This window comes from Allobosea sp. (genome assembly GCF_035944895.1).
Lineage (GTDB): Bacteria > Pseudomonadota > Alphaproteobacteria > Rhizobiales > Beijerinckiaceae > Allobosea.
This window is the reverse complement of record NZ_DASZAT010000006.1, coordinates 297,002-316,676: the sequence shown is the minus strand read 5'-3', so window position 1 is coordinate 316,676 and position 19,675 is coordinate 297,002. Positions and strand designations below refer to the sequence as shown.

The following is a 19,675-nucleotide window of genomic DNA, read 5'->3' as shown; positions in this document are numbered from 1 at the left end:
TCACGTCACCTCGAACCAGCTCCACAGCCCGCGGTCGAAGCGCTCCAGCACGGTCGAGGAGATCAGCCAGCGGCCGGGGTTGTCGGCGATGAAGGCGATGTGCAGGCGCTTGCCCTCGGGAATCTGCACGGTGTCGAGGAAATAAGGCTCCCAACCGTCGTCGAGCGGATGCAGCAGGCGGAAGCAGTGGCCGTGGACATGGAAGGGCTGCAGGAAGGCGGTCTTGTTGGTGATGCCGATCACCACCGGCGCGCCGCGCTTGACGCTGAACAGCGGCTTAGCCCTTGGGTCGCCCTGGCCGCCATTCACGGTCCACGGCTTCGAAAGGTCGAGCCCGGTTAGGTCGAGCTTGTTCTCAGGTGTGATCTTCGCGCCGCCTTCGATGACCATCTCGCTGCGCTTGGCATCCTGGAGCCGGACTGCAGCCGGCAGGGCCGGGTTGAGCGGCATCGCGGTGATCGCCGGGCGCGCCGATTTGGCCGTGCCCTCGCTGACGAAGCGCACCAGCGGCACGCCGGGGCCGATCAGCGCGGTGACGCTGGCGGCGGCGCCAACCGTCTCGGGCATGTCGAAGATCACGTCGTAGCGCGTGCCCGGCGCGAAAGGCAGCTGGCCCCGGACCGGCTCGAAGGTCTCGGTCGGCTGTCCGTCGACGGCGGCGACGAAAGCCTTCATCTCGTCGAAGCGCAGCCGCATGATCCGGGCATTGCAGGCATTGGCGAGACGAAGCCGGACGCGGGCGCCCGGCGGAAGCTTGACCGGCAGCGGCGGCGGCTTGCCATTGACCGTCAGCCAGCTGCCGAGCCGGCCGGCCGCGGCCCCGTCCTGTCCGTCTGTGGCAAAGGGCAGCAGTTTCTGGTTGTCGCCGAGCAGCCAGTCGCCGATCAAGGCGGGCAGATCGAGGTCGACCGCGGGCGGCTCCTTCTCCTCGACGATGAGCAAACCGGAGAGCCCGCGCCCTGCCGGCTCGGACGCGCCGCCGAGCAGCATCGGGCGATAGAGGAAAGTGCCGGAATCAGGTGGCGTCAGCCGGTATTCGAACTGCCCGCCGGGAGGCACCGGCTCCTGGCTGAAGCCGCCCACACCATCCATGGCGTGGTCGGCGCGCAGGCCGTGCCAGTGCAGGCTGAGCGGCTTGTCGGTCCGATTCTGCAGATTGAGGCGCAGGGTCTCGCCCTGCTTCACCTTAAGGACGGGCCCCGGGGTCGCGCCATCGAAGGTCCAGATCTCGGTTTCGGGCGCCGGCGCCGGGCGCAGGCGAACCTTGGCGGGGCCGGCGACGAGATCGCGTGCGGCGCCGGTTGCTGCCGGCTGCGGGGATGGCGCAGCCTGCTGCGCCAGAGTGGGCAGTGGCGCAAGCAGCGTCGCGAATCCGGCGCCCCGCGCGATGATCCGGCGGCGGCTGGGATGAAGGCGCGAGGCCGGCGGCGAAGCGTCTTTGCTCATGCTCGCGACATAGCCTCGCCGGGTCATTCTGGCGAGTGCAAAGCCGCTTCAGAGCCGCGTTCGCAGAACTGTCGCATTTTTTTGCTGCATGACGCGCCCGAAATGGTATAGCGGCGCGGCCTACGGTGCTGCTGTCGCGAAAACTGCGATATGGCGCACCGGGTCGGCGGGCGTGGCGGAACTGGTAGACGCACTGGTTTTAGGTACCAGCGGCGAAAGTCGTGGGGGTTCGAGTCCCTCCGCCCGCACCATGATTCGGATTTCGCGAGCGCGGCGGCGGTCATCCGGCGGCGCGCTTTGGACATTGAAGTAACGAGCTGTTGGCGGATCGAACAATGAACGTGACGGAAACCCTGTCCCAGGGCCTCAAGCGCGAATTCCAGGTGGTGCTGAACGCCACGGACCTCAAGTCGAGGCTCGATGGCGAGCTGCAGAACCTGCAGGGCAAGGCCAAGATCAACGGCTTCCGCCCCGGCAAGGTCCCGGTCGGTCATCTGCGCCGCCTCTATGGCCGCTCGGTCATGGCCGATGTCGTCCAGAACGCCGTCAACGAGGCGAACCAGAAGATCGTCGCCGACAACGCGCTCAAGCTCGCCTTCGAGCCGCAGATCAAGTTCCCCGAGAACAAGGACGAGATCGAGGCCGCGATGGAGGCCAAGGGCGATCTCGCCTTCACCGTCGCGCTCGAGGTGCTGCCGAAGATCGAGGTCGTCGACGTCTCGGACGTTTCGCTCGAGAAGCCGGTCGCGGAAGTCCCCGAGGCCGATGTCGATGCCGCGCTGGAGCGCATGGCCTCGCAGAACCGCGCCTTCGAGTCGAAGAAGGACGGCGCCAAGGCCGCCAAGGGCGATCGCCTGCTGATCTCCTTCGTCGGCACGCTCGAAGGCAAGCCCTTCGATGGCGGCACCGGCTCGGAAATCCCGCTCGAGCTCGGCGCCGGCCAGTTCATCCCGGGTTTCGAGGAGCAGCTCGAGGGCGTCAAGAAGGGTGAGCAGCGCACCGTTTCGGTGACGTTCCCCGAGAATTATGCGGCCGAGAACCTCGCCGGCAAGCCGGCCGAGTTCGCCGTCACCGTCGACGACGTCCAGGCTCCGGGCGAGCTGAAGATCGACGACGAGCTCGCCAAGGGCTTCGGCATGGAGTCGCTCGACGCGCTCAAGACCGCGATTCGCGAGCAGATCGGCCGCGAGTTCGGCGAGCAGTCGCGCCGCAAGATCAAGAAGGCCCTGCTTGACGCGCTCGACGGCAAGTACAGCTTCGAGCTGCCGCCGACCCTGGTCGAGCAGGAGTTCTCCGCGGTCTGGAGCCAGGTCGAGGCGGACATGAAGAACGCCGGCAAGACCTTCGCCGACGAGAACACCACCGAGGACGAGGCTCGCGCCGAGTATCGCAAGATCGCCGAGCGCCGCGTGCGTCTCGGCCTGGTGCTGGCCGAGATCGGCGAGCAGGCCAAGGTCCAGATCTCGGATGACGAGGTGACTCAGGCCCTGATCGCGCGCGCCCGCCAGTTCCCGGGCCAGGAGAAGGAAGTCTGGGAGTTCTATCGCAAGAACCCACAGGCGCTCGCCGAGATCCGCGCCCCGATCTTCGAGGAGAAGGTCGTCGACCATCTGCTCGGCCAGGTGAAGGTCTCCGACAAGTCGGTCTCGCGCGAGGCACTGTTCGCCGACGACGAGGATGAAGGCGCTGCCGAGGCCAAGCCGAAGGCCACCAAGGCGAAGAAGGCCAAGAAGGCTGAGGCGGCGGACGAGGCTTCGGCCTGATCCTGCCCTCAAGGTTTACAATGTTTGCGCCGCCCGCATCCCGTCGGGCGGCGCTTCCCTTTTCAGCCGCCGCAGGCATGCTTATGTGGGGTCTTCGCCGCTATCGGCTGATTCCCGCCCGCTTTGACCCCAAGGACCGACGATGATGCGTGACCCGATCGAGACCTATAACAATCTCGTCCCGATGGTGGTCGAGCAGTCGAGCCGCGGCGAGCGCGCCTTCGACATCTATTCGCGCCTGCTGCGCGAGCGCATCATCTTCCTGACCGGCCCGGTCGAGGACTACTCGGCATCGCTGATCGTGGCGCAGCTGCTGTTCCTCGAGGCCGAGAATCCGAAGAAGGAAATCTCCTTCTACATCAACTCGCCCGGCGGCGTGGTCACCTCGGGCCTGTCGATCTACGACACCATGCAGTTCATCCGCTGCCCGGTGACGACGCTCTGCGTCGGCCAGGCCGCCTCGATGGGCTCGCTCCTGCTGACCGCCGGCGCCAAGGACATGCGCTTCGCGCTGCCGAACGCCCGCATCATGGTCCACCAGCCGTCCGGCGGTTTCCAGGGCCAGGTCACCGACATCCTGATCCATGCCCGCGAGGTCGAGAGCCTGAAGCGGCGCCTGAACGAGATCTACGTCAAGCACACCGGCCGCTCCTACGAGGACATCGAGGCGGCGCTGGAGCGCGACAATTTCATGACCGCCGACCAGGCCAAGGAGTTCGGCCTGATCGACAAGGTCATCGACAAGCGTGCGGACGAGGCGGCCTAAGGCTGTCGCGGTACCTCGCGCCTGTGGGTTGGCGAGCGGCTTGTGAAGGGCCATATTGCCTTGAGACTAGGCCCCATGTTTGCATGGGGCATCTGAAGGGCGCGGCAAGGCGCTCGAGCGGTCCGATTTTGGGTCAGTTTCGTCGCCGCCTGCGCCAGAGCGACGCGTTAACCTAAAAATCGTGATCTGAGCGCCTATTATGACGGGGAGACGACATCAGCCCGCCGTTATTCGGTGGCGGATTTTGTCCTCCGAGATGGAGAATCACGATGACTAAGGCCAGCGGCGGCGATTCCAAGAGCACGCTCTACTGCTCCTTCTGCGGCAAGAGCCAGCACGAGGTCCGCAAGCTGATCGCGGGCCCGACCGTGTTCATCTGCGATGAATGCGTCGAGCTCTGCATGGACATCATCCGCGAGGAATCGAAGTCCGCGCTGGTGAAGTCCAAGGACGGCGTGCCGACCCCGAAGGAGATCCGCAAGGTCCTCGACGACTACGTCATCGGCCAGGACCACGCCAAGAAGGTCCTCTCGGTCGCGGTCCACAACCACTACAAGCGGCTCAGCCACGCGACGAAGCACAACGACGTCGAGCTGGCGAAGTCGAACATCCTGCTGATCGGACCGACCGGTTCGGGCAAGACGCTGCTCGCGCAGACGCTCGCCCGCATTCTCGACGTGCCGTTCACCATGGCCGATGCGACGACGCTGACCGAGGCCGGCTATGTCGGCGAGGATGTCGAGAACATCATCCTGAAGCTGCTCCAGGCCTCCGACTACAATGTCGAGCGGGCGCAGCGCGGCATCGTCTACATCGACGAGATCGACAAGATCAGCCGCAAGTCGGACAACCCCTCGATCACCCGTGATGTCTCGGGCGAGGGCGTGCAGCAGGCGTTGCTCAAGATCATGGAAGGCACGGTCGCCTCCGTGCCGCCGCAGGGCGGGCGCAAGCATCCGCAACAGGAGTTCCTGCAGGTCGACACCACCAATATCCTGTTCATCTGCGGCGGCGCCTTCGCCGGGCTGGACAAGATCATCTCGGGTCGCGGCAAGGGCACTTCGATCGGCTTCGGCGCGACCGTGCAGTCGCCCGACGACCGGCGCACCGGCGCGATCTTCCGCGAGGTCGAGCCGGAGGATCTGCTCAAGTTCGGCCTGATCCCGGAGTTCGTCGGCCGCCTGCCGGTGCTGGCGACGCTGGAGGATCTCGACGAGGCCGCGCTCAAGACCATCCTCACCGAGCCGAAGAACGCGCTGGTCAAGCAGTACCAGCGCCTGTTCGAGATGGAGGATACCGAGCTCACCTTCACCGACGAGGCGGTCAGCCTGATTGCGCGCAAGGCGATCGAGCGCAAGACCGGCGCCCGTGGCCTGCGCTCGATCATGGAAGGCATCCTGCTCGAGACCATGTACGAGCTGCCGGGGCTGGAAGGCGTCGAGCAGGTCGTCATCGGACCGGAGGCGGTCGAGTCGAAGTCGCGTCCGCTGTTCATCTATGCGGATCGCGAAGAAGAGACCAAGTCGGCCTCGGCCTGAGCGAGACCGGATTCTGGTTCAATTCGGAACGCGCGCCTTCGGCGCGCGTTTTGCTTTATGGGCCTGGGTGGTTAGGGCTACCCCGGACTGTCTTTGCCTCGCCCGAGCCATCACGGCCTCGTGTGCCGGTTGCGGTAGAAGCGGCGGTGGACTGCGTGAGGCGTCGCTTGAAAGCCGGCGTCGAAGCATCCACCTTATAATCACCTGTTGGAGTCGCGTGCCTGTCGAGGGCGCGGCCGGCAGGGGCGCCTGGCGCGAATGGTCGCGCCGCGCGGTACGTCCGCTCGATTGCCTTTCAAAGGGGTCGGCCGGGCGAAAACTTGAAGGACTAGACATGACTGGCTCGACGCCCCGCGCCCCGCTCGTCCCCGGCACGACCGATACCTACCCGGTCCTGCCGCTGCGCGACATCGTCGTCTTTCCGCACATGATCGTGCCGCTCTTCGTCGGCCGCGAGAAATCCATCCGCGCGCTCGAGGAAGTCGTCAAGAACGATGGCCTGATCCTGCTCGCCACGCAGAAGAATGCCGGCGACGATGACCCGGAGACCGGAGACATCTATGAAATCGGCACGCTCGCCCGCGTGCTGCAGCTCCTGAAGCTGCCAGACTCGACCGTGAAGGTGCTCGTCGAGGGCATCGGCCGGGCCAAGGCGACGACCTATACCGCGACCGATAACTTCTACGAGGCGCAGGCCGAAGCCCTCGCCGAGGAGGATGGCAAGAAGGTCGAGGTCGAGGCGCTCGCCCGCTCGGTCGTCAGCGAGTTCGAGAACTATGTGAAGCTCAACAAGAAGATCTCGCCCGAGATCGTCGCGGCGGTCTCGCAGATCGACGAGCCGGCCAAGCTCGCCGACACCGTTGCCTCGCATCTGGCGGTCAAGATCGCCGACCGGCAGGCCGTGCTGGAGGTGATGAACGTCGCCCACCGGCTCGAGAAGGTGCTCTCCCTGATGGAGAGCGAGATGTCGGTGCTGCAGGTCGAGAAGCGCATCCGCTCGCGCGTCAAGCGCCAGATGGAGAAGACCCAGCGCGAGTACTATCTCAACGAGCAGATGAAGGCGATCCAGAAGGAGCTGGGCGACGGCGAGGAAGGCCGTGACGAGCTGGCCGAGCTGGAAGAGCGCATCGCCAAGACCAAGCTGACCAAGGAGGCGCGCGACAAGGCGCTCGCCGAGGTCAAGAAGCTCAGGCAGATGTCGCCGATGTCGGCGGAAGCCACCGTCGTGCGCAATTATCTCGACTGGCTGCTCGGCATCCCCTGGAACAAGAAGTCGAAGATCAAGAAGGACCTCGCCTCGGCCCAGAAGGTGCTCGACGACGATCATTTCGGCCTGGACAAGGTCAAGGACCGCATCGTCGAATATCTTGCCGTGCAGCAGCGCGCCAACAAGCTCGCCGGCCCGATCCTGTGCCTTGTCGGCCCTCCGGGCGTCGGCAAGACCTCGCTCGGCAAGTCGATCGCCAAGGCGACCGGCCGCGAGTTCGTGCGCATGTCGCTCGGCGGCGTGCGTGACGAGGCCGAGATCCGCGGTCACCGCCGCACCTATATCGGCTCGATGCCCGGCAAGATCATCCAGTCGATGAAGAAGGCCAAGACCTCGAACCCGCTCATCCTGCTCGACGAGATCGACAAGATGGGCCAGGACTTCCGCGGCGACCCGTCGGCAGCCCTGCTCGAGGTGCTCGATCCCGAGCAGAACTCGACCTTCAACGATCATTACCTCGAGGTCGACTACGACCTGTCGAACGTGATGTTCGTGACCACAGCGAACACGCTGAACATCCCGCCGGCCCTGCTGGACCGCATGGAGGTGATCCGCATCGCTGGCTACACCGAGGACGAGAAGGCCGAGATTGCGCGCCGCCACCTGATCCCGGGGGCGATCGCCAAGCACGGCCTGCAGTCCAAGGAATGGTCGATCGACGACGAGGCCCTGACGACGCTGGTCCGGCGCTATACGCGTGAAGCCGGCGTTCGTAACCTCGAGCGCGAGATCGCCAACACCGTCCGCAAGGCGGTGAAGGAGATCGTGCTGACCAAGAAGAAGAAGGTCGCGGTCACCCCTGCGGTTCTTGAGGAGTATCTCGGCCCGCCGCGCTATCGCTATGGCATGGCGGAGACCGAGGATCAGGTCGGCGTCGTCACCGGCCTGGCCTGGACCGAGGTCGGCGGCGAGATGCTGACGATCGAAGGCGTGATGATGCCCGGCAAGGGCAAGATGACCGTCACCGGCAACCTGCGCGACGTGATGAAGGAATCGATCTCGGCGGCGGCGTCCTATGTCCGCTCCCGCGCCATCGATTTCGGCATCGAGCCGCCGCTGTTCGACCGGCGCGACATCCACGTCCACCTTCCCGAGGGGGCGACCCCGAAGGACGGTCCGTCGGCTGGCATCGGCATGGCCACGGCGATCGTCTCGGTCATGACCGGCATCCCGGTCCGCCGCGATGTCGCCATGACCGGCGAGGTCACGCTGCGGGGCAGGGCGCTGCCGATCGGCGGCCTCAAGGAGAAGCTCCTGGCGGCCCTGCGCGGCGGCATCAAGAAGGTGCTGATCCCGGAGGACAACGCCAAGGATCTGGTCGATCTGCCGAAGTCCGTGAAGAACGGGCTCGAGATTGTCCCGGTCTCGCGGATGGACCAGGTGCTCCAGCACGCGCTGGTGCGCCAGCCGACGCCGATCGCCTGGGAAGAGGACCTGAAGGCGCCTGTGCCCAAGGGGGCCGATGACGACGCAGCCGCGGCTGGCGTCGCCCACTGAGCCCAGCGCTCGCGAATAGAGAGGCCGCCGGCATAGCCGGCGGCCTTTTTTTGTTGGCCGGGCCCCTGAGCCGCACCCAGCGTCATAGCCTGGCGCTGAGTCGGGAGGCTCCGATGAAGCGAAGGGCGGCTTGCAATCGCTCGGCTTGCGCCGCGTTGGCGAGGACGGCGTCGATATCGACGGGGCGCAGTTCGTCCGAGGCTCCCTACGATGCGGCATCGGCCTCGGCGGGGATGACCGGGCCCACGCGCTGTGGATGCTGCCGGCCTGATTCGTATGCTGGGAAGGGTTGGTGGGCGGTGACGGGCTCGAACCGCCGACATCCTCGGTGTAAACGAGGCGCTCTACCGACTGAGCTAACCGCCCTTGCCCGCCGTTTAAGGCTACGGGGCCGGCTTCGCAAGCCACAGGACGCGGAGTGCGCAGCCTTTGCCCAGCGGCGGGCTTCGTGGCGAAGGGCGCGGGGCGGTCTGAACGGCTCCAGGCCGCCATGCCGGAACGACGCAACTGTGGAGGCCGCAGCCTAGATTCGCGCTCGCTGGTCGGCCACGCTGATCGATCTCCGCGCGCTGCCTCGATCGCAGAGCCGGGAAACTGCAAGTTTCAGCCTCTTTCCACGGACTTTGGCGATGATCGATATTTTGACGGCTTCTGTGCTTGACAGTCAGGGCCGGGGGCCATAATCCCAACGCCGCCGGGGACGAGTTCCTCCGCCGCCCGCGCGGGCGTAGCTCAGTTGGTTAGAGTGCCGGCCTGTCACGCCGGAGGTCGCGGGTTCGAGCCCCGTCGCCCGCGCCATTTTCAGCACATGATCCCAGTATCTTGAAGCTGTTGCTTCATGTCGCGCTGAAGCTGTTCGGATGCAGCCTCGCATCCTCCGGTCAATTGCGTGCCCGCGTCGAAAGCGGTTCCTGGTTCGGCTCTCTGTCATGAGGCGCGACGGTCGTCCGTGCCGCGCTGAGGCGATCCGGGGAGCGATCGGTCGGGCCCGGGTCGCTCAGCCCACAAGTTCCGGGCAGGGGCCCGGCATCCGCTCACCAGGGCCGGCGCGGGCCGGTGTCGATGTGGATCAGCCCGTTCCAGTAGACCTTGTGGCCGCCGACTTCCGGCAGGGCGCGGGCCCATTCCAGCACGGCGCGCGGCCTGACGCCGGGCACCCTGAAATCCATCGCCTCGCAGCGTTTGTGATAGGAGCCGCGCCGCGCCCGCCAGGGCGGGCGCCAGGTCGATGTCACCTTCACCGCTCCGTATTTGTCCGCGATCTTGCCGAGGATGCTCTTCAGCACTGGCGGCAGGCAGACGATCGAGGTGCCGGGATCGGTCGAGATGCCTGGTCTGTCGGGCTTCTCGTCGGGATCGAAGGCGGGTTCTTCGGCAGTCTGCCCCGGCGTGCGCTGCGGCCATTCCGGCCCTTCGTCGTCATCGGGCTGGGCGAGGGTGGGCGCGGGGCCCGGTGTCGTCATGGCGCTGGCCTCGACCGGAGCCTGTGGCAGCACCACGACGGGGGGCGAGCCCGGCTTGACCTGCAGGTCGAGATCGAACGGGCGCCCGGGCGGCAGGGGCGCGAGCATCATCTGCGCCGTGGCCTCGGCGCCAAAGGCCATCGCGACGGCGCAGGCGAGCGCTGTTCTCTGAATCGCACTCATGCGATGCAGGAGGCCGATGCCGGGGCTGCGGCCAATGGCACGCGATCACGATGCGTTGTTAGGCACGGCATTCCCGCAACGGTTCTCCTGACGCATCGGCAGTGTCTGCCGACGAATCGTGCCGGCGCCGAAGATTGACGTTACGTCCCCGTTTGCCATGCTTCGGCGCGCCGCGACAACCGCCTTGCGCCGGACGCAGCCAATCGTGAAAATCGCAGCCGAAACGGCCGGGAATCGCGCTGCTTCCGCGGGCGGCGCGAGCATATGCGGCAAAGACATGGCGACAGCCGCATTGTGCGGCGCGGCGAACCCTTGCGTGATTCTAAAGCAGGGTCTAATCGACTGGCGAGATTGAGGGCGCCAGTCGCGGCGCCGGGTTGAAGCGGGGTGACAGATGCAAGCTCTTCCTGTGCAGTCCCTGCTGTCGGACTACCTGCCTCTGGTGATCTTCATCGGCCTGTCGCTGGTGATCGGCCTCGCGCTGCTGATCGCGCCCTTCGCCGTCGCCTATTCCAGGCCGGACGCCGAGAAGCTCTCGGCCTATGAATGCGGCTTCAACGCCTTCGACGATGCGCGCATGAAGTTCGACGTGCGCTTCTATCTCGTCGCCATCCTCTTCATCATCTTCGACCTTGAGGTCGCCTTCCTCTTCCCCTGGGCGGTCGCCTTCGGCGGCCTCGGCTGGGTCGGCTTCTGGTCGATGATGGTTTTTCTCGGCGTGCTGACGGTCGGCTTCGTCTACGAGTGGCGCAAGGGTGCGCTCGAGTGGGATTGATCGCTTTGTCGCAGAGACCTGATACGCTCCTGTTCGCGTTCTTGCATTTGACGAAACCTAAAGGTTCGAACTGATGGCCATGACAGCGATCGATCGTGGTGATCCGCTGGTTGCGCCCGCGCCGCGGGGCCTGCTCGGCCCGGACGGTAAGCCGCTCGGCGCTCGCGATCCCTACTTCGCCGAGATCAACAACGAGCTGGCGGACAAGGGCTTCCTGGTCACGGCGAGCGATGACCTGATCAACTGGGCCCGCACCGGCTCGCTGATGTGGATGACCTTCGGCCTCGCCTGCTGCGCGGTCGAGATGATGCAGCTCTCCATGCCGCGCTATGACGTCGAGCGTTTCGGCTTCGCCCCGCGCGCCTCGCCGCGCCAGTCCGACGTGATGATCGTCGCCGGCACGCTGACCAACAAGATGGCTCCGGCCCTGCGCAAGGTCTACGACCAGATGCCGGAGCCGCGCTACGTCATCTCGATGGGCTCCTGCGCCAATGGCGGCGGCTATTACCACTACAGCTATTCGGTGGTGCGCGGCTGCGACCGCATCGTGCCGATCGACGTCTATGTGCCGGGCTGCCCGCCGACCGCGGAAGCGCTGCTCTATGGCGTGCTGCTGCTGCAGAAGAAGATCCGGCGGACCGGGACGATCGAACGCTGAGGCGTTTGTGGACCGGTGGCTTGCGAAGGTGATGCGATGAGCGAAGCGCTCGTGACATTGGGCGAAGAGATCAAGGCGGCGCTGCCCGGCGCGGTGACCGACATCGTCGTCGCCTTCGACGAGATCACGGTCCTGGCCGAGGCGGCCGAGATCGTGCGGGTCCTCAAGACCCTCTACGACGATCCGCGCTTCCGCTTCGTCAATTTCACCGACATCGCCGGCGCCGACTATCCGCAGCGCGAGAAGCGCTTCGAGGTGGTCTACCACCTGCTGGCGCCGCACCATAACCGGCGCATCCGCGTCAAGGTCCAGACGGATGAGGCGACCCCGGTCCCCTCCGTGATCGAGGTCTTCCCGGCCGCGAACTGGTACGAGCGCGAGGCCTACGACTTCTACGGCATCCTGTTCTCGAACCATCCGGACCTGCGCCGCATCCTCACCGATTACGGTTTCGAGGGCTATCCGCTGCGCAAGGACTTCCCGCTGACCGGCTTCGTCGAGGTCCGCTATGACGACGAGCAGAAGCGCGTCGTCTACGAGCCGGTGAAGCTGAACCAGGAGTTCCGCAACTTCGACTTCCTCTCGCCCTGGGAAGGGACGGAATACGTCCTGCCGGGCGATGAAAAAGCCAAAACGGCCTGATCGGAACCGGCGATGTCAGAACACAACATCCGCAATTTCTCGATCAATTTCGGCCCGCAGCATCCGGCGGCGCACGGCGTGCTGCGCCTGGTGCTGGAGCTCGACGGCGAGATCGTCGAGCGCGTCGATCCGCATATCGGCCTGCTGCATCGCGGCACCGAGAAGCTGATCGAGCACAAGACCTATCTCCAGGCCGTGCCCTATTTCGACCGGCTCGACTATGTCGCGCCGATGAACCAGGAGCATGCCTACGCGCTCGCGGTCGAGAAGCTGATGGGCGTGACCGTGCCGCGCCGCGGCCAGCTCATCCGCGTTCTCTATTCCGAGATCGGCCGCATCCTCTCGCATATCCTCAACGTCACCACGCAGGCGATGGACGTCGGCGCGCTCACCCCGCCGCTCTGGGGCTTCGAGGAGCGCGAGAAGCTGATGATCTTCTACGAGCGGGCCTGCGGCGCGCGCATGCACGCGGCCTATGTCCGGCCGGGCGGCGTCCATCAGGACCTGCCGACCTCGCTGATCCACGATATCGCCGAATGGTGCGATCCGTTCCTCAAGGTCTGCGACGATCTCGAGACGCTGCTCACCGACAACCGCATCTTCAAGCAGCGCAATGTCGACATCGGCGTCGTCGATCTCGAAACCTGCTGGAAGTGGGGCTTCTCTGGCGTGATGGTGCGCGGCTCCGGCGCGCCCTGGGACCTGCGCAAGTCGCAGCCCTATGAGTGCTACGAGGAGATGGAATTCGACATCCCCGTCGGCAAGAACGGCGACTGCTACGACCGCTACTGCATCCGCATGGAAGAGATGCGCCAGTCGGCCTCGATCATGAAGCAGTGCTGCGAGAAGCTGCTGGCGGCCGATGGCGGCGGGCCGGTCTCTTCGCTCGACGGCAAGATGGTGCCGCCCAAGCGCGGCGAGATGAAGCGCTCGATGGAAGCGCTGATCCACCACTTCAAGCTCTACACCGAGGGCTACAAGGTGCCCGGGGGCGAGGTCTACGCCGCCGTCGAGGCGCCGAAGGGCGAATTCGGCGTCTATCTCGTCTCCGACGGCACCAACAAGCCCTATCGCTGCAAGATCAAGGCGCCGGGCTTCGCCCATCTCCAGGCCATGGATTTCATGTGCCGCAAGCACATGCTCGCCGACGTCTCCGCGATCCTCGGCTCCCTCGATATCGTCTTTGGTGAGGTGGACCGCTGATGTCCGTCCGTCGTCTCGCGCCCGATCACGTTCAGCCGGCCTCCTTCGCCTTTAATGCGGCGAACGAGAACTGGGCCGACCAGCAGATCGCCAAATACCCGGAAGGCCGCCAGGCCTCGGCCGTGATTCCGCTGCTGTGGAAGGCGCAGGAGCAGCATCATGGCTGGCTGCCGCGCGCCGCGATCGAAGCGGTCGCGCATAAGCTCGGCATGGCGCCGATGCGGGTGCTGGAGGTCGCGACCTTCTACACCATGTTCAACCTGCAGCCGGTCGGCACGCATTTCATCCAGCTTTGCGGCACGACGCCCTGCGCATTGCGCGGCGCCGAGGCGCTGAAGAAGGTCTGCGAGGACGTGATCGGTCCGCAATCGACCGTTACTGCCGATGGCAAGCTGTCCTGGCTCGAAGTCGAGTGCCTCGGCGCCTGCTGCAACGCCCCGATGGCGCAGATCAACTTCGACTATTACGAAGACCTGACCCCTGAGAATTTCCGCAAGCTGCTCGGCGACCTGCGTGAAGGCCGTCCGACCAAGCCCGGCCCGCAGGTCGACCGCTCCTGCTCGGAGCCGCTCGGTGGCGGCGACACGCTGAAGGATCCGGCCCTCTATAACGGGTCGGTGATCGGCGCCGGCGACTGGCAGGCCCGCATCACGAAGCAGCGCGAAGAGGCCGCGATCAAGATCGCCAGCGAGAAGGCTGCCGCCGAGGCCAAGGCCAAGGCTGAAGCAGAGACGGCTGCCGCGACGGCCAAGGCCGGCCCGACCGACGTCAAGACCGCGCCGGCCCCCGAGGCTGCCGCACCAGCCCGTCCCAAGCCTTCCGAGCCGAAGCAGCCGGCCAGCGCCGCGCAGGATACGCCCTCGGCGACCGGCAAGGCGATCAAGGACACGCCCGCCAAGGCACCGGCAGCCAAGGCTGCGCCCGCTGCCGATCCGGCTCCCGCCGTGGCCGAATCCAAGCCGCAGCTGCTGACCGCGGCCCGCGGCGGCAAGGGCGATGATCTCGAGCTGATCTGGGGCGTCGGTCCCAAGCTCGGAAAGATGCTCAACGAGATGGGCATCTGGCACTTTGACCAGGTCGCCGCCTGGACCCCGGCCGAGCTCGCCTGGGTCGATGCAAGGCTGACCGGCTTCAAGGGTAGGGCGGTCCGTGACGACTGGATCTCGCAGGCGAAGAAGCTCGCTACCGGCTGGCGGCCGGAGAGCAAGCTCGGCGACAAGCCGGCGAACTGAGGCGAACAACGATGCTTGCTGATCGCGACCGCATCTTCACCAATCTCTACGGCCTTCACGACCTGTCGCTGAAGGGCGCCATGCAGCGTGGCGCCTGGGACGGCACCAAGTTCCTGCTCGAGCAGGGGCGCGACTGGATCATCGACGAGATGAAGAAGTCGGGCCTGCGCGGGCGCGGCGGCGCCGGCTTCCCGACCGGCCTGAAATGGTCGTTCATGCCCAAGCAGAGCGACGGGCGCCCGCACTACCTTGTCGTCAACGCCGACGAGTCTGAGCCGGGTACCTGCAAGGATCGCGAGATCATGCGCAACGACCCGCATACGCTGGTCGAGGGCTGCCTGATCGCCTCCTTCGCCATGGGTGCGCACGCGGCCTACATCTACATCCGCGGCGAATATGTCCGCGAGCGCGAGGCGCTGCAGCGTGCCGTCGACGAGGCCTATGAGGCGAACCTCATCGGCAAGAACAACAAGCACGGCTATCCCTTTGATCTCTATGTACATCACGGCGCCGGCGCCTATATTTGCGGCGAAGAGACGGCGCTGCTGGAGAGCCTCGAGGGCAAGAAGGGCATGCCGCGGCTGAAGCCGCCTTTCCCGGCCAATGTCGGCCTCTATGGCTGCCCGACCACCGTCAACAACGTCGAGTCGATCGCGGTCGCGCCGACCATCCTGCGTCGTGGCGCGAGCTGGTTCTCCTCGATCGGCACGCCGAACAATGTCGGCACCAAGCTGTTCTGCGTTTCCGGCCATGTGAACAAGCCCTGCAACGTCGAAGAGGCGATGGGCCTGACCTTCCGCGAGCTGATCGACCGCCATTGCGGCGGCATCCGCGGCGGCTGGGACAATCTCAAGGCGGTCATCCCAGGCGGCTCCTCGGTGCGCATGGTGCCGGCCGAGCAGATCATCGACACGCCGATGGATTTCGACTCGCTCTCGAAGTTGAAGTCGGGCCTCGGCACGGCGGCGGTGATCGTGATGGACAAGTCGACCGACATCATCCGCGCCATCGCCCGCATCAGCTATTTCTACAAGCATGAGAGCTGCGGCCAGTGCACGCCCTGCCGCGAGGGCACCGGCTGGATGTGGCGCGTCGTCAATCGCATGGCGGAAGGGCGCGCCCAGAAGCGCGAGATCGACATGCTGCTCGACGTCTCCAAGCAGATCGAGGGCCACACCATCTGCGCGCTGGGCGATGCTGCCGCCTGGCCGATCCAGGGCCTGATCAACCATTTCCGTCACGAGATCGAGCAGCGTATCGACGACTATGCCGCCAACCCGCATGGCGAGCCGGTCAGGCTCATGGCGGCGGAGTGAGACCATGACCAAGCTTCTGATCGACGGCATCGAGGTCGACGTCCCGCCGGAGTACACCGTGCTCCAGGCCTGCGAGGCGGCTGGCGCCGAAGTGCCGCGCTTCTGCTTCCATGAGCGGCTCTCGATCGCCGGCAATTGCCGCATGTGCCTGGTCGAGGTGAAAGGCGGCCCGCCGAAGCCGCAGGCCTCCTGCGCCATCGGCGTGCGCGATTTGCGTCCCGGCCCGAACGGCGAGCCGCCGGTGGTGCTGACCAAGTCGCCCATGGTCAAGAAGGCGCGCGAAGGGGTGATGGAGTTCCTGCTCATCAACCACCCGCTCGACTGCCCGATCTGCGACCAGGGCGGCGAGTGCGACCTGCAGGACCAGGCGATGGCCTACGGCGTCGACACCTCGCGCTATGCCGAGAACAAGCGCGCCGTCGAGGACAAGTATATCGGCCCGCTGGTCAAGACCTCGATGACGCGCTGCATCCAGTGCACGCGCTGCGTCCGCTTCACCACCGAGGTCGCCGGCGCCTCCGACCTCGGCGCGATCGGCCGCGGCGAGGACATGGAGATCACCACCTATCTCGAGCACGCGATGAGCTCGGAGCTGCAGGGCAATGTCGTCGATCTCTGCCCGGTCGGCGCCCTGACCTCCAAGCCCTACCAGAACAAGGCGCGCCCCTGGGAGCTGACCAAGACCGAATCCATCGACGTGATGGACGCGGTCGGCTCGGCGATCCGCGTCGACTCGCGTGGCCGTGAGGTGATGCGCGTGCTGCCGCGCGTCAACGAGGCGGTGAACGAGGAGTGGATCTCCGACAAGACCCGCCACATCGCCGACGGCCTCAGGACCCAGCGTCTCGACCGCCCCTATATTCGCGAGAACGGCGCTCTGCGCCCGGCGAGCTGGACCGAGGCGCTCGCGCTGGTCGCCTCCAAGCTCAAGGCCGCCAAGCCTGAGCGTATCGGCGCGATCGCCGGCGATCTCGCCGCGGTCGAGGAGATGTATGCGCTGAAGGCGCTCATTTCCGGCCTCGGCTCGGCCAATCTCGACTGCCGCCAGGACGGCGCGAAGCTCGACCCGGCTTTCGGACGCGCTGCTTACATCCTCAACACCGGCATCGCCGGCATCGAGGACGCGACCTCGCTGCTGATCATCGGCTCGAACCCGCGTCGCGAGGCGCCGATCGTCAACGCTCGCATCCGCAAGCGCTGGCTGCGCGGCGACTTCAAGGTCTCGCTGATCGGCGAGAAGGTCGACCTGACCTATGCCTATGACTATCTCGGCGCCGGTGCCGAGACGCTGGCCGATCTGGTCAAGCGCGCCGGTGCTGCCGGCGAGCGGCCGATGGTGCTGGTCGGGCAGGGCGCTCTCACCCGCTCTGACGGCGCTGCCGTGCTCTCGCTTGCGGCCAAGGCGGCCGAGGTGCTCGGCGCGGTCAAGGATGGCTGGAACGGCTTCGGCGTGCTGCACACCGCAGCCGCCCGTGTCGGCGGTCTCGATCTCGGCTTCGTGCCGGGCGAGGGCGGTCACGATGTCGCCCGTATGACCAGGGAGGGCGCTCTGGACGTGCTCTTCCTGCTCGGCGCCGACGAGATCGAGGTGCCGGCCGGCGCCTTCGTGATCTATCAGGGCAGCCATGGCGACAAGGGCGCGCATCGCGCCGACGTGATCCTGCCGGGCGCGGCCTATACCGAGAAGTCCGGCACCTTCGTCAACACCGAGGGCAGAGTGCAGATGGCGGCTCGCGCCACCTTCCCGCCGGGCGACGCCAAGGAGGACTGGGCGATCCTGCGGGCGCTCTCCGCTTCGCTCGGCAAGCCGCTGCCCTTCGACTCGCTGTCGGCACTGCGCCGCGAGCTCTATGCCGCCCATCCGCATTTCGCCGCCGTCGACACGATCGCCGAGAGCGATCGCGCCGGGCTGGCGAAGCTGGCCGGGCAGGGCGGTGCGACCGACAAGGCTGGCTTCGTCCCAGCGGTCGCCGATTTCTACACCACGAACCCCATTGCCCGCGCTTCGGCGGTGATGGCGGAATGCTCGGCGCTGGCCTCCGGCCGCATGCGCCAGGCGGCGGAGTAAGCCTCGATGAACTGGGACCTCGTCCTCGATCTCGCGATCATCGCCGGCAAGAGCCTGCTGCTCCTGGTCGCGCTGCTGGTCTTCATCGCCTTCATGTTGCTGGCCGACCGCAAGGTCTGGGCGGCGGTGCAGCTGCGTCGCGGCCCAAACGTGGTCGGGCCCTTCGGCTTGTTCCAGAGCTTCGCCGACCTGCTAAAGTTCGTCTTCAAGGAGCCGATCATCCCGTCGGGCTCCAACAAGGGCGTGTTCCTGCTGGCGCCGCTGGTCACCTGCCTGCTCGCTTTGGCGGCCTGGGCGGTGATCCCGGTAGCGGAAGGCTGGGCGATCGCCGACATCAATGTCGGCGTGCTCTACATCTTCGCGATCTCCTCGCTCGGCGTCTACGGCATCATCATGGGCGGCTGGGCTTCGAACTCGAAGTACCCGTTCCTCAGCGCGCTGCGCTCGGCGGCGCAGATGGTGTCCTACGAGGTCTCGATCGGCTTCGTGATCGTCACCGTGCTGCTCTGCGTCGGCTCGCTGAACCTCTCGGCGATCGTCGAGGCGCAGAACACCAGGGCCGGCCTGTTCGGCTGGTACTGGCTGCCGCTCTTCCCGATGTTCATCGTCTTCTTCGTCTCGGCGCTGGCCGAGACGAACCGGCCGCCCTTCGACCTGGCCGAGGCGGAATCGGAGCTCGTCGCGGGCTTCATGGTCGAGTACTCCTCGACTCCGTATCTGCTGTTCATGCTCGGCGAATACGTGGCGATCATGACCATGTGCTCGCTGACCACGATCCTGTTCCTCGGGGGCTGGCTGCCGCCGTTCCCGATCGCGCCCTTCACCTGGCTGCCGGGCGTGGTCTGGTTCGTGCTGAAGGTCATGCTGGTCTTCTTCATGTTCGCGATGGTGAAGGCCTTCGTGCCGCGCTACCGCTATGACCAGCTGATGCGGCTGGGCTGGAAGGTCTTCCTGCCGCTGTCGCTCGCCTGCGTCGTGATCGTGGCGGCGGTGCTGCAGATCACCGGTTGGAGCCCCGCGCCCTGATGGCGGGGCAGGCCGGCCTGATCGGAGCCCTGATCGGCTTCGTCGTCGGTCTGATCGAGTATCGGCTCGTCACCGGGCTGGTGGTCGGCGCCTTGCGCCGTACCGACAGCTCCACGACGCAGGCCGAGAAGGACGATTACGAACGGCGCATCCGCCTGTTGAAGGCGGCGGTGCTGGTGGTGTCGGTGGGCGGTCTGCCCATCGTCGGTTACTTTGTCGGCCGGACCTTGTTCGGCTGAGACGAGAGAAGGACGAGACGGATGTCACTCGCGCAAGCCGCCAAGGGACTGCTCCTCAAGGAGTTCGTCGGCGCGTTCGCCTTGTCGATGCGTTACTTCTTCAAGCCGAAGGCGACGCTGAACTATCCCTTCGAGAAGGGCGTGCTCTCGCCGCGCTTCCGGGGCGAGCACGCGCTGCGCCGCTATCCGAACGGCGAGGAACGCTGCATCGCCTGCAAGCTCTGCGAGGCGATCTGCCCGGCGCAGGCGATCACGATCGAGGCCGGCCCGCGCCGCAATGACGGCACCCGCCGCACGACGCGCTACGACATCGATATGACCAAGTGCATCTATTGCGGCTTCTGCCAGGAGGCCTGCCCGGTCGACGCCATCGTCGAGGGACCGAATTTCGAGTTCGCCACCGAGACGCGCGAGGAGCTGTTCTACGACAAGGACAAGCTGCTCGATAACGGCGCCCGCTGGGAACGCGAGATCGCGCGCAACATCGCGATGGATGCGCCGTATCGCTGAGGACTGCGGCCCGTCGCGCGGTTGTCGCGTCCGGCGGGCCTGACTATAGACGCTCCAAACTGCGCCGGAGTCGCTCCGTCGCG

Annotated in this window: 16 protein-coding genes and 3 tRNA genes; 16 read left to right on the top strand and 3 right to left on the bottom strand. The window is 66.0% G+C overall.

Annotated features, from left to right (window positions below):
• Entirely contained in the window at positions 1 to 1,446 is a 1,446-nt protein-coding gene (locus VGV58_RS10095; protein WP_326873875.1) for a multicopper oxidase family protein, read from the bottom strand.
• A 166-nt stretch (positions 1,447 to 1,612) separates the two neighbouring features.
• Between VGV58_RS10095 and VGV58_RS10090 the strand changes: the two genes are divergently transcribed.
• The 5 genes from VGV58_RS10090 to lon all read left to right on the top strand — a co-directional run bounded on the left by VGV58_RS10090 (position 1,613) and on the right by lon (position 8,277).
• Positions 1,613 to 1,697, top strand: a tRNA-Leu gene (locus tag VGV58_RS10090).
• Between the two features lie 84 nt (positions 1,698 to 1,781).
• Positions 1,782 to 3,209: a trigger factor gene (gene tig / locus VGV58_RS10085; RefSeq protein ID WP_326873874.1), complete on the top strand. Its 1,428-nt coding sequence runs from the start codon at positions 1,782 to 1,784 to the stop codon at positions 3,207 to 3,209.
• 145 nt (positions 3,210 to 3,354) lie between these two features.
• Positions 3,355 to 3,975: an ATP-dependent Clp protease proteolytic subunit gene (locus tag VGV58_RS10080; RefSeq protein ID WP_152014567.1), complete on the top strand. Its 621-nt coding sequence runs from the start codon at positions 3,355 to 3,357 to the stop codon at positions 3,973 to 3,975.
• Between the two features lie 269 nt (positions 3,976 to 4,244).
• Positions 4,245 to 5,513: an ATP-dependent Clp protease ATP-binding subunit ClpX gene (clpX, locus tag VGV58_RS10075; RefSeq protein ID WP_326873873.1), complete on the top strand. Its 1,269-nt coding sequence runs from the start codon at positions 4,245 to 4,247 to the stop codon at positions 5,511 to 5,513.
• Between the two features lie 334 nt (positions 5,514 to 5,847).
• Positions 5,848 to 8,277, top strand: coding sequence for an endopeptidase La (gene lon / locus VGV58_RS10070; protein WP_326873872.1), 2,430 nt, complete (start codon positions 5,848 to 5,850; stop codon positions 8,275 to 8,277).
• Positions 8,278 to 8,567: 290 nt separating this feature from the next.
• Here the strand turns inward: lon and VGV58_RS10065 are convergent.
• A tRNA-Val gene (locus VGV58_RS10065) sits at positions 8,568 to 8,643 on the bottom strand.
• Positions 8,644 to 8,998: 355 nt separating this feature from the next.
• Between VGV58_RS10065 and VGV58_RS10060 the strand changes: the two genes are divergently transcribed.
• Positions 8,999 to 9,075: transfer RNA gene (locus VGV58_RS10060), tRNA-Asp, on the top strand.
• Positions 9,076 to 9,311: 236 nt separating this feature from the next.
• On the opposite strand, the gene VGV58_RS10055 is transcribed toward VGV58_RS10060, so the two are convergent.
• The gene (locus tag VGV58_RS10055) at positions 9,312 to 9,923 is read right to left on the bottom strand and encodes a hypothetical protein (RefSeq protein WP_326873871.1); all 612 of its coding nucleotides are present in this window, start codon (positions 9,921 to 9,923) and stop codon (positions 9,312 to 9,314) included.
• A gap of 409 nt (positions 9,924 to 10,332) precedes the next feature.
• Here VGV58_RS10055 and VGV58_RS10050 point away from each other — a divergent pair, with 409 nt between their 5' ends.
• The 10 genes from VGV58_RS10050 (at position 10,333) to nuoI (ending at position 19,592) form a co-directional block, all read left to right on the top strand.
• Positions 10,333 to 10,698, top strand: a complete 366-nt coding sequence (locus tag VGV58_RS10050; RefSeq protein ID WP_326874118.1) for an NADH-quinone oxidoreductase subunit A — start codon at positions 10,333 to 10,335, stop codon at positions 10,696 to 10,698.
• A 79-nt stretch (positions 10,699 to 10,777) separates the two neighbouring features.
• Positions 10,778 to 11,356, top strand: a complete 579-nt coding sequence (locus tag VGV58_RS10045; RefSeq protein ID WP_152014951.1) for a NuoB/complex I 20 kDa subunit family protein — start codon at positions 10,778 to 10,780, stop codon at positions 11,354 to 11,356.
• A gap of 36 nt (positions 11,357 to 11,392) precedes the next feature.
• Positions 11,393 to 11,998 carry an NADH-quinone oxidoreductase subunit C gene (locus tag VGV58_RS10040; RefSeq protein ID WP_326873870.1) on the top strand — a complete coding sequence of 202 codons (606 nt, stop codon included), beginning with the start codon at positions 11,393 to 11,395 and terminating at the stop codon, positions 11,996 to 11,998.
• A gap of 12 nt (positions 11,999 to 12,010) precedes the next feature.
• Positions 12,011 to 13,201, top strand: a complete 1,191-nt coding sequence (locus tag VGV58_RS10035) for an NADH-quinone oxidoreductase subunit D (RefSeq protein ID WP_326873869.1) — start codon at positions 12,011 to 12,013, stop codon at positions 13,199 to 13,201.
• On the top strand, positions 13,201 to 14,433 hold the full coding sequence (gene nuoE, locus VGV58_RS10030; RefSeq protein WP_326873868.1) for an NADH-quinone oxidoreductase subunit NuoE: 1,233 nt from the start codon (positions 13,201 to 13,203) through the stop codon (positions 14,431 to 14,433). The genes VGV58_RS10035 and nuoE overlap by 1 nt, the downstream gene beginning before the upstream one ends.
• An 11-nt stretch (positions 14,434 to 14,444) precedes the next feature.
• Entirely contained in the window at positions 14,445 to 15,749 is a 1,305-nt protein-coding gene (nuoF, locus tag VGV58_RS10025; RefSeq protein WP_092154251.1) for an NADH-quinone oxidoreductase subunit NuoF, read from the top strand.
• Between the two features lie 4 nt (positions 15,750 to 15,753).
• Entirely contained in the window at positions 15,754 to 17,817 is a 2,064-nt protein-coding gene (gene nuoG, locus VGV58_RS10020) for an NADH-quinone oxidoreductase subunit NuoG (RefSeq protein ID WP_326873867.1), read from the top strand.
• A gap of 6 nt (positions 17,818 to 17,823) precedes the next feature.
• Positions 17,824 to 18,843 carry an NADH-quinone oxidoreductase subunit NuoH gene (gene nuoH / locus VGV58_RS10015; RefSeq protein ID WP_326873866.1) on the top strand — a complete coding sequence of 340 codons (1,020 nt, stop codon included), beginning with the start codon at positions 17,824 to 17,826 and terminating at the stop codon, positions 18,841 to 18,843.
• The gene (locus tag VGV58_RS10010) at positions 18,843 to 19,082 is read left to right on the top strand and encodes a hypothetical protein (RefSeq protein ID WP_326873865.1); all 240 of its coding nucleotides are present in this window, start codon (positions 18,843 to 18,845) and stop codon (positions 19,080 to 19,082) included. The genes nuoH and VGV58_RS10010 overlap by 1 nt, the downstream gene beginning before the upstream one ends.
• Positions 19,083 to 19,103: 21 nt before the next feature.
• Positions 19,104 to 19,592, top strand: a complete 489-nt coding sequence (gene nuoI / locus VGV58_RS10005) for an NADH-quinone oxidoreductase subunit NuoI (protein ID WP_057192642.1) — start codon at positions 19,104 to 19,106, stop codon at positions 19,590 to 19,592.
• The last annotated feature ends 83 nt before the right edge of the window (positions 19,593 to 19,675 follow it).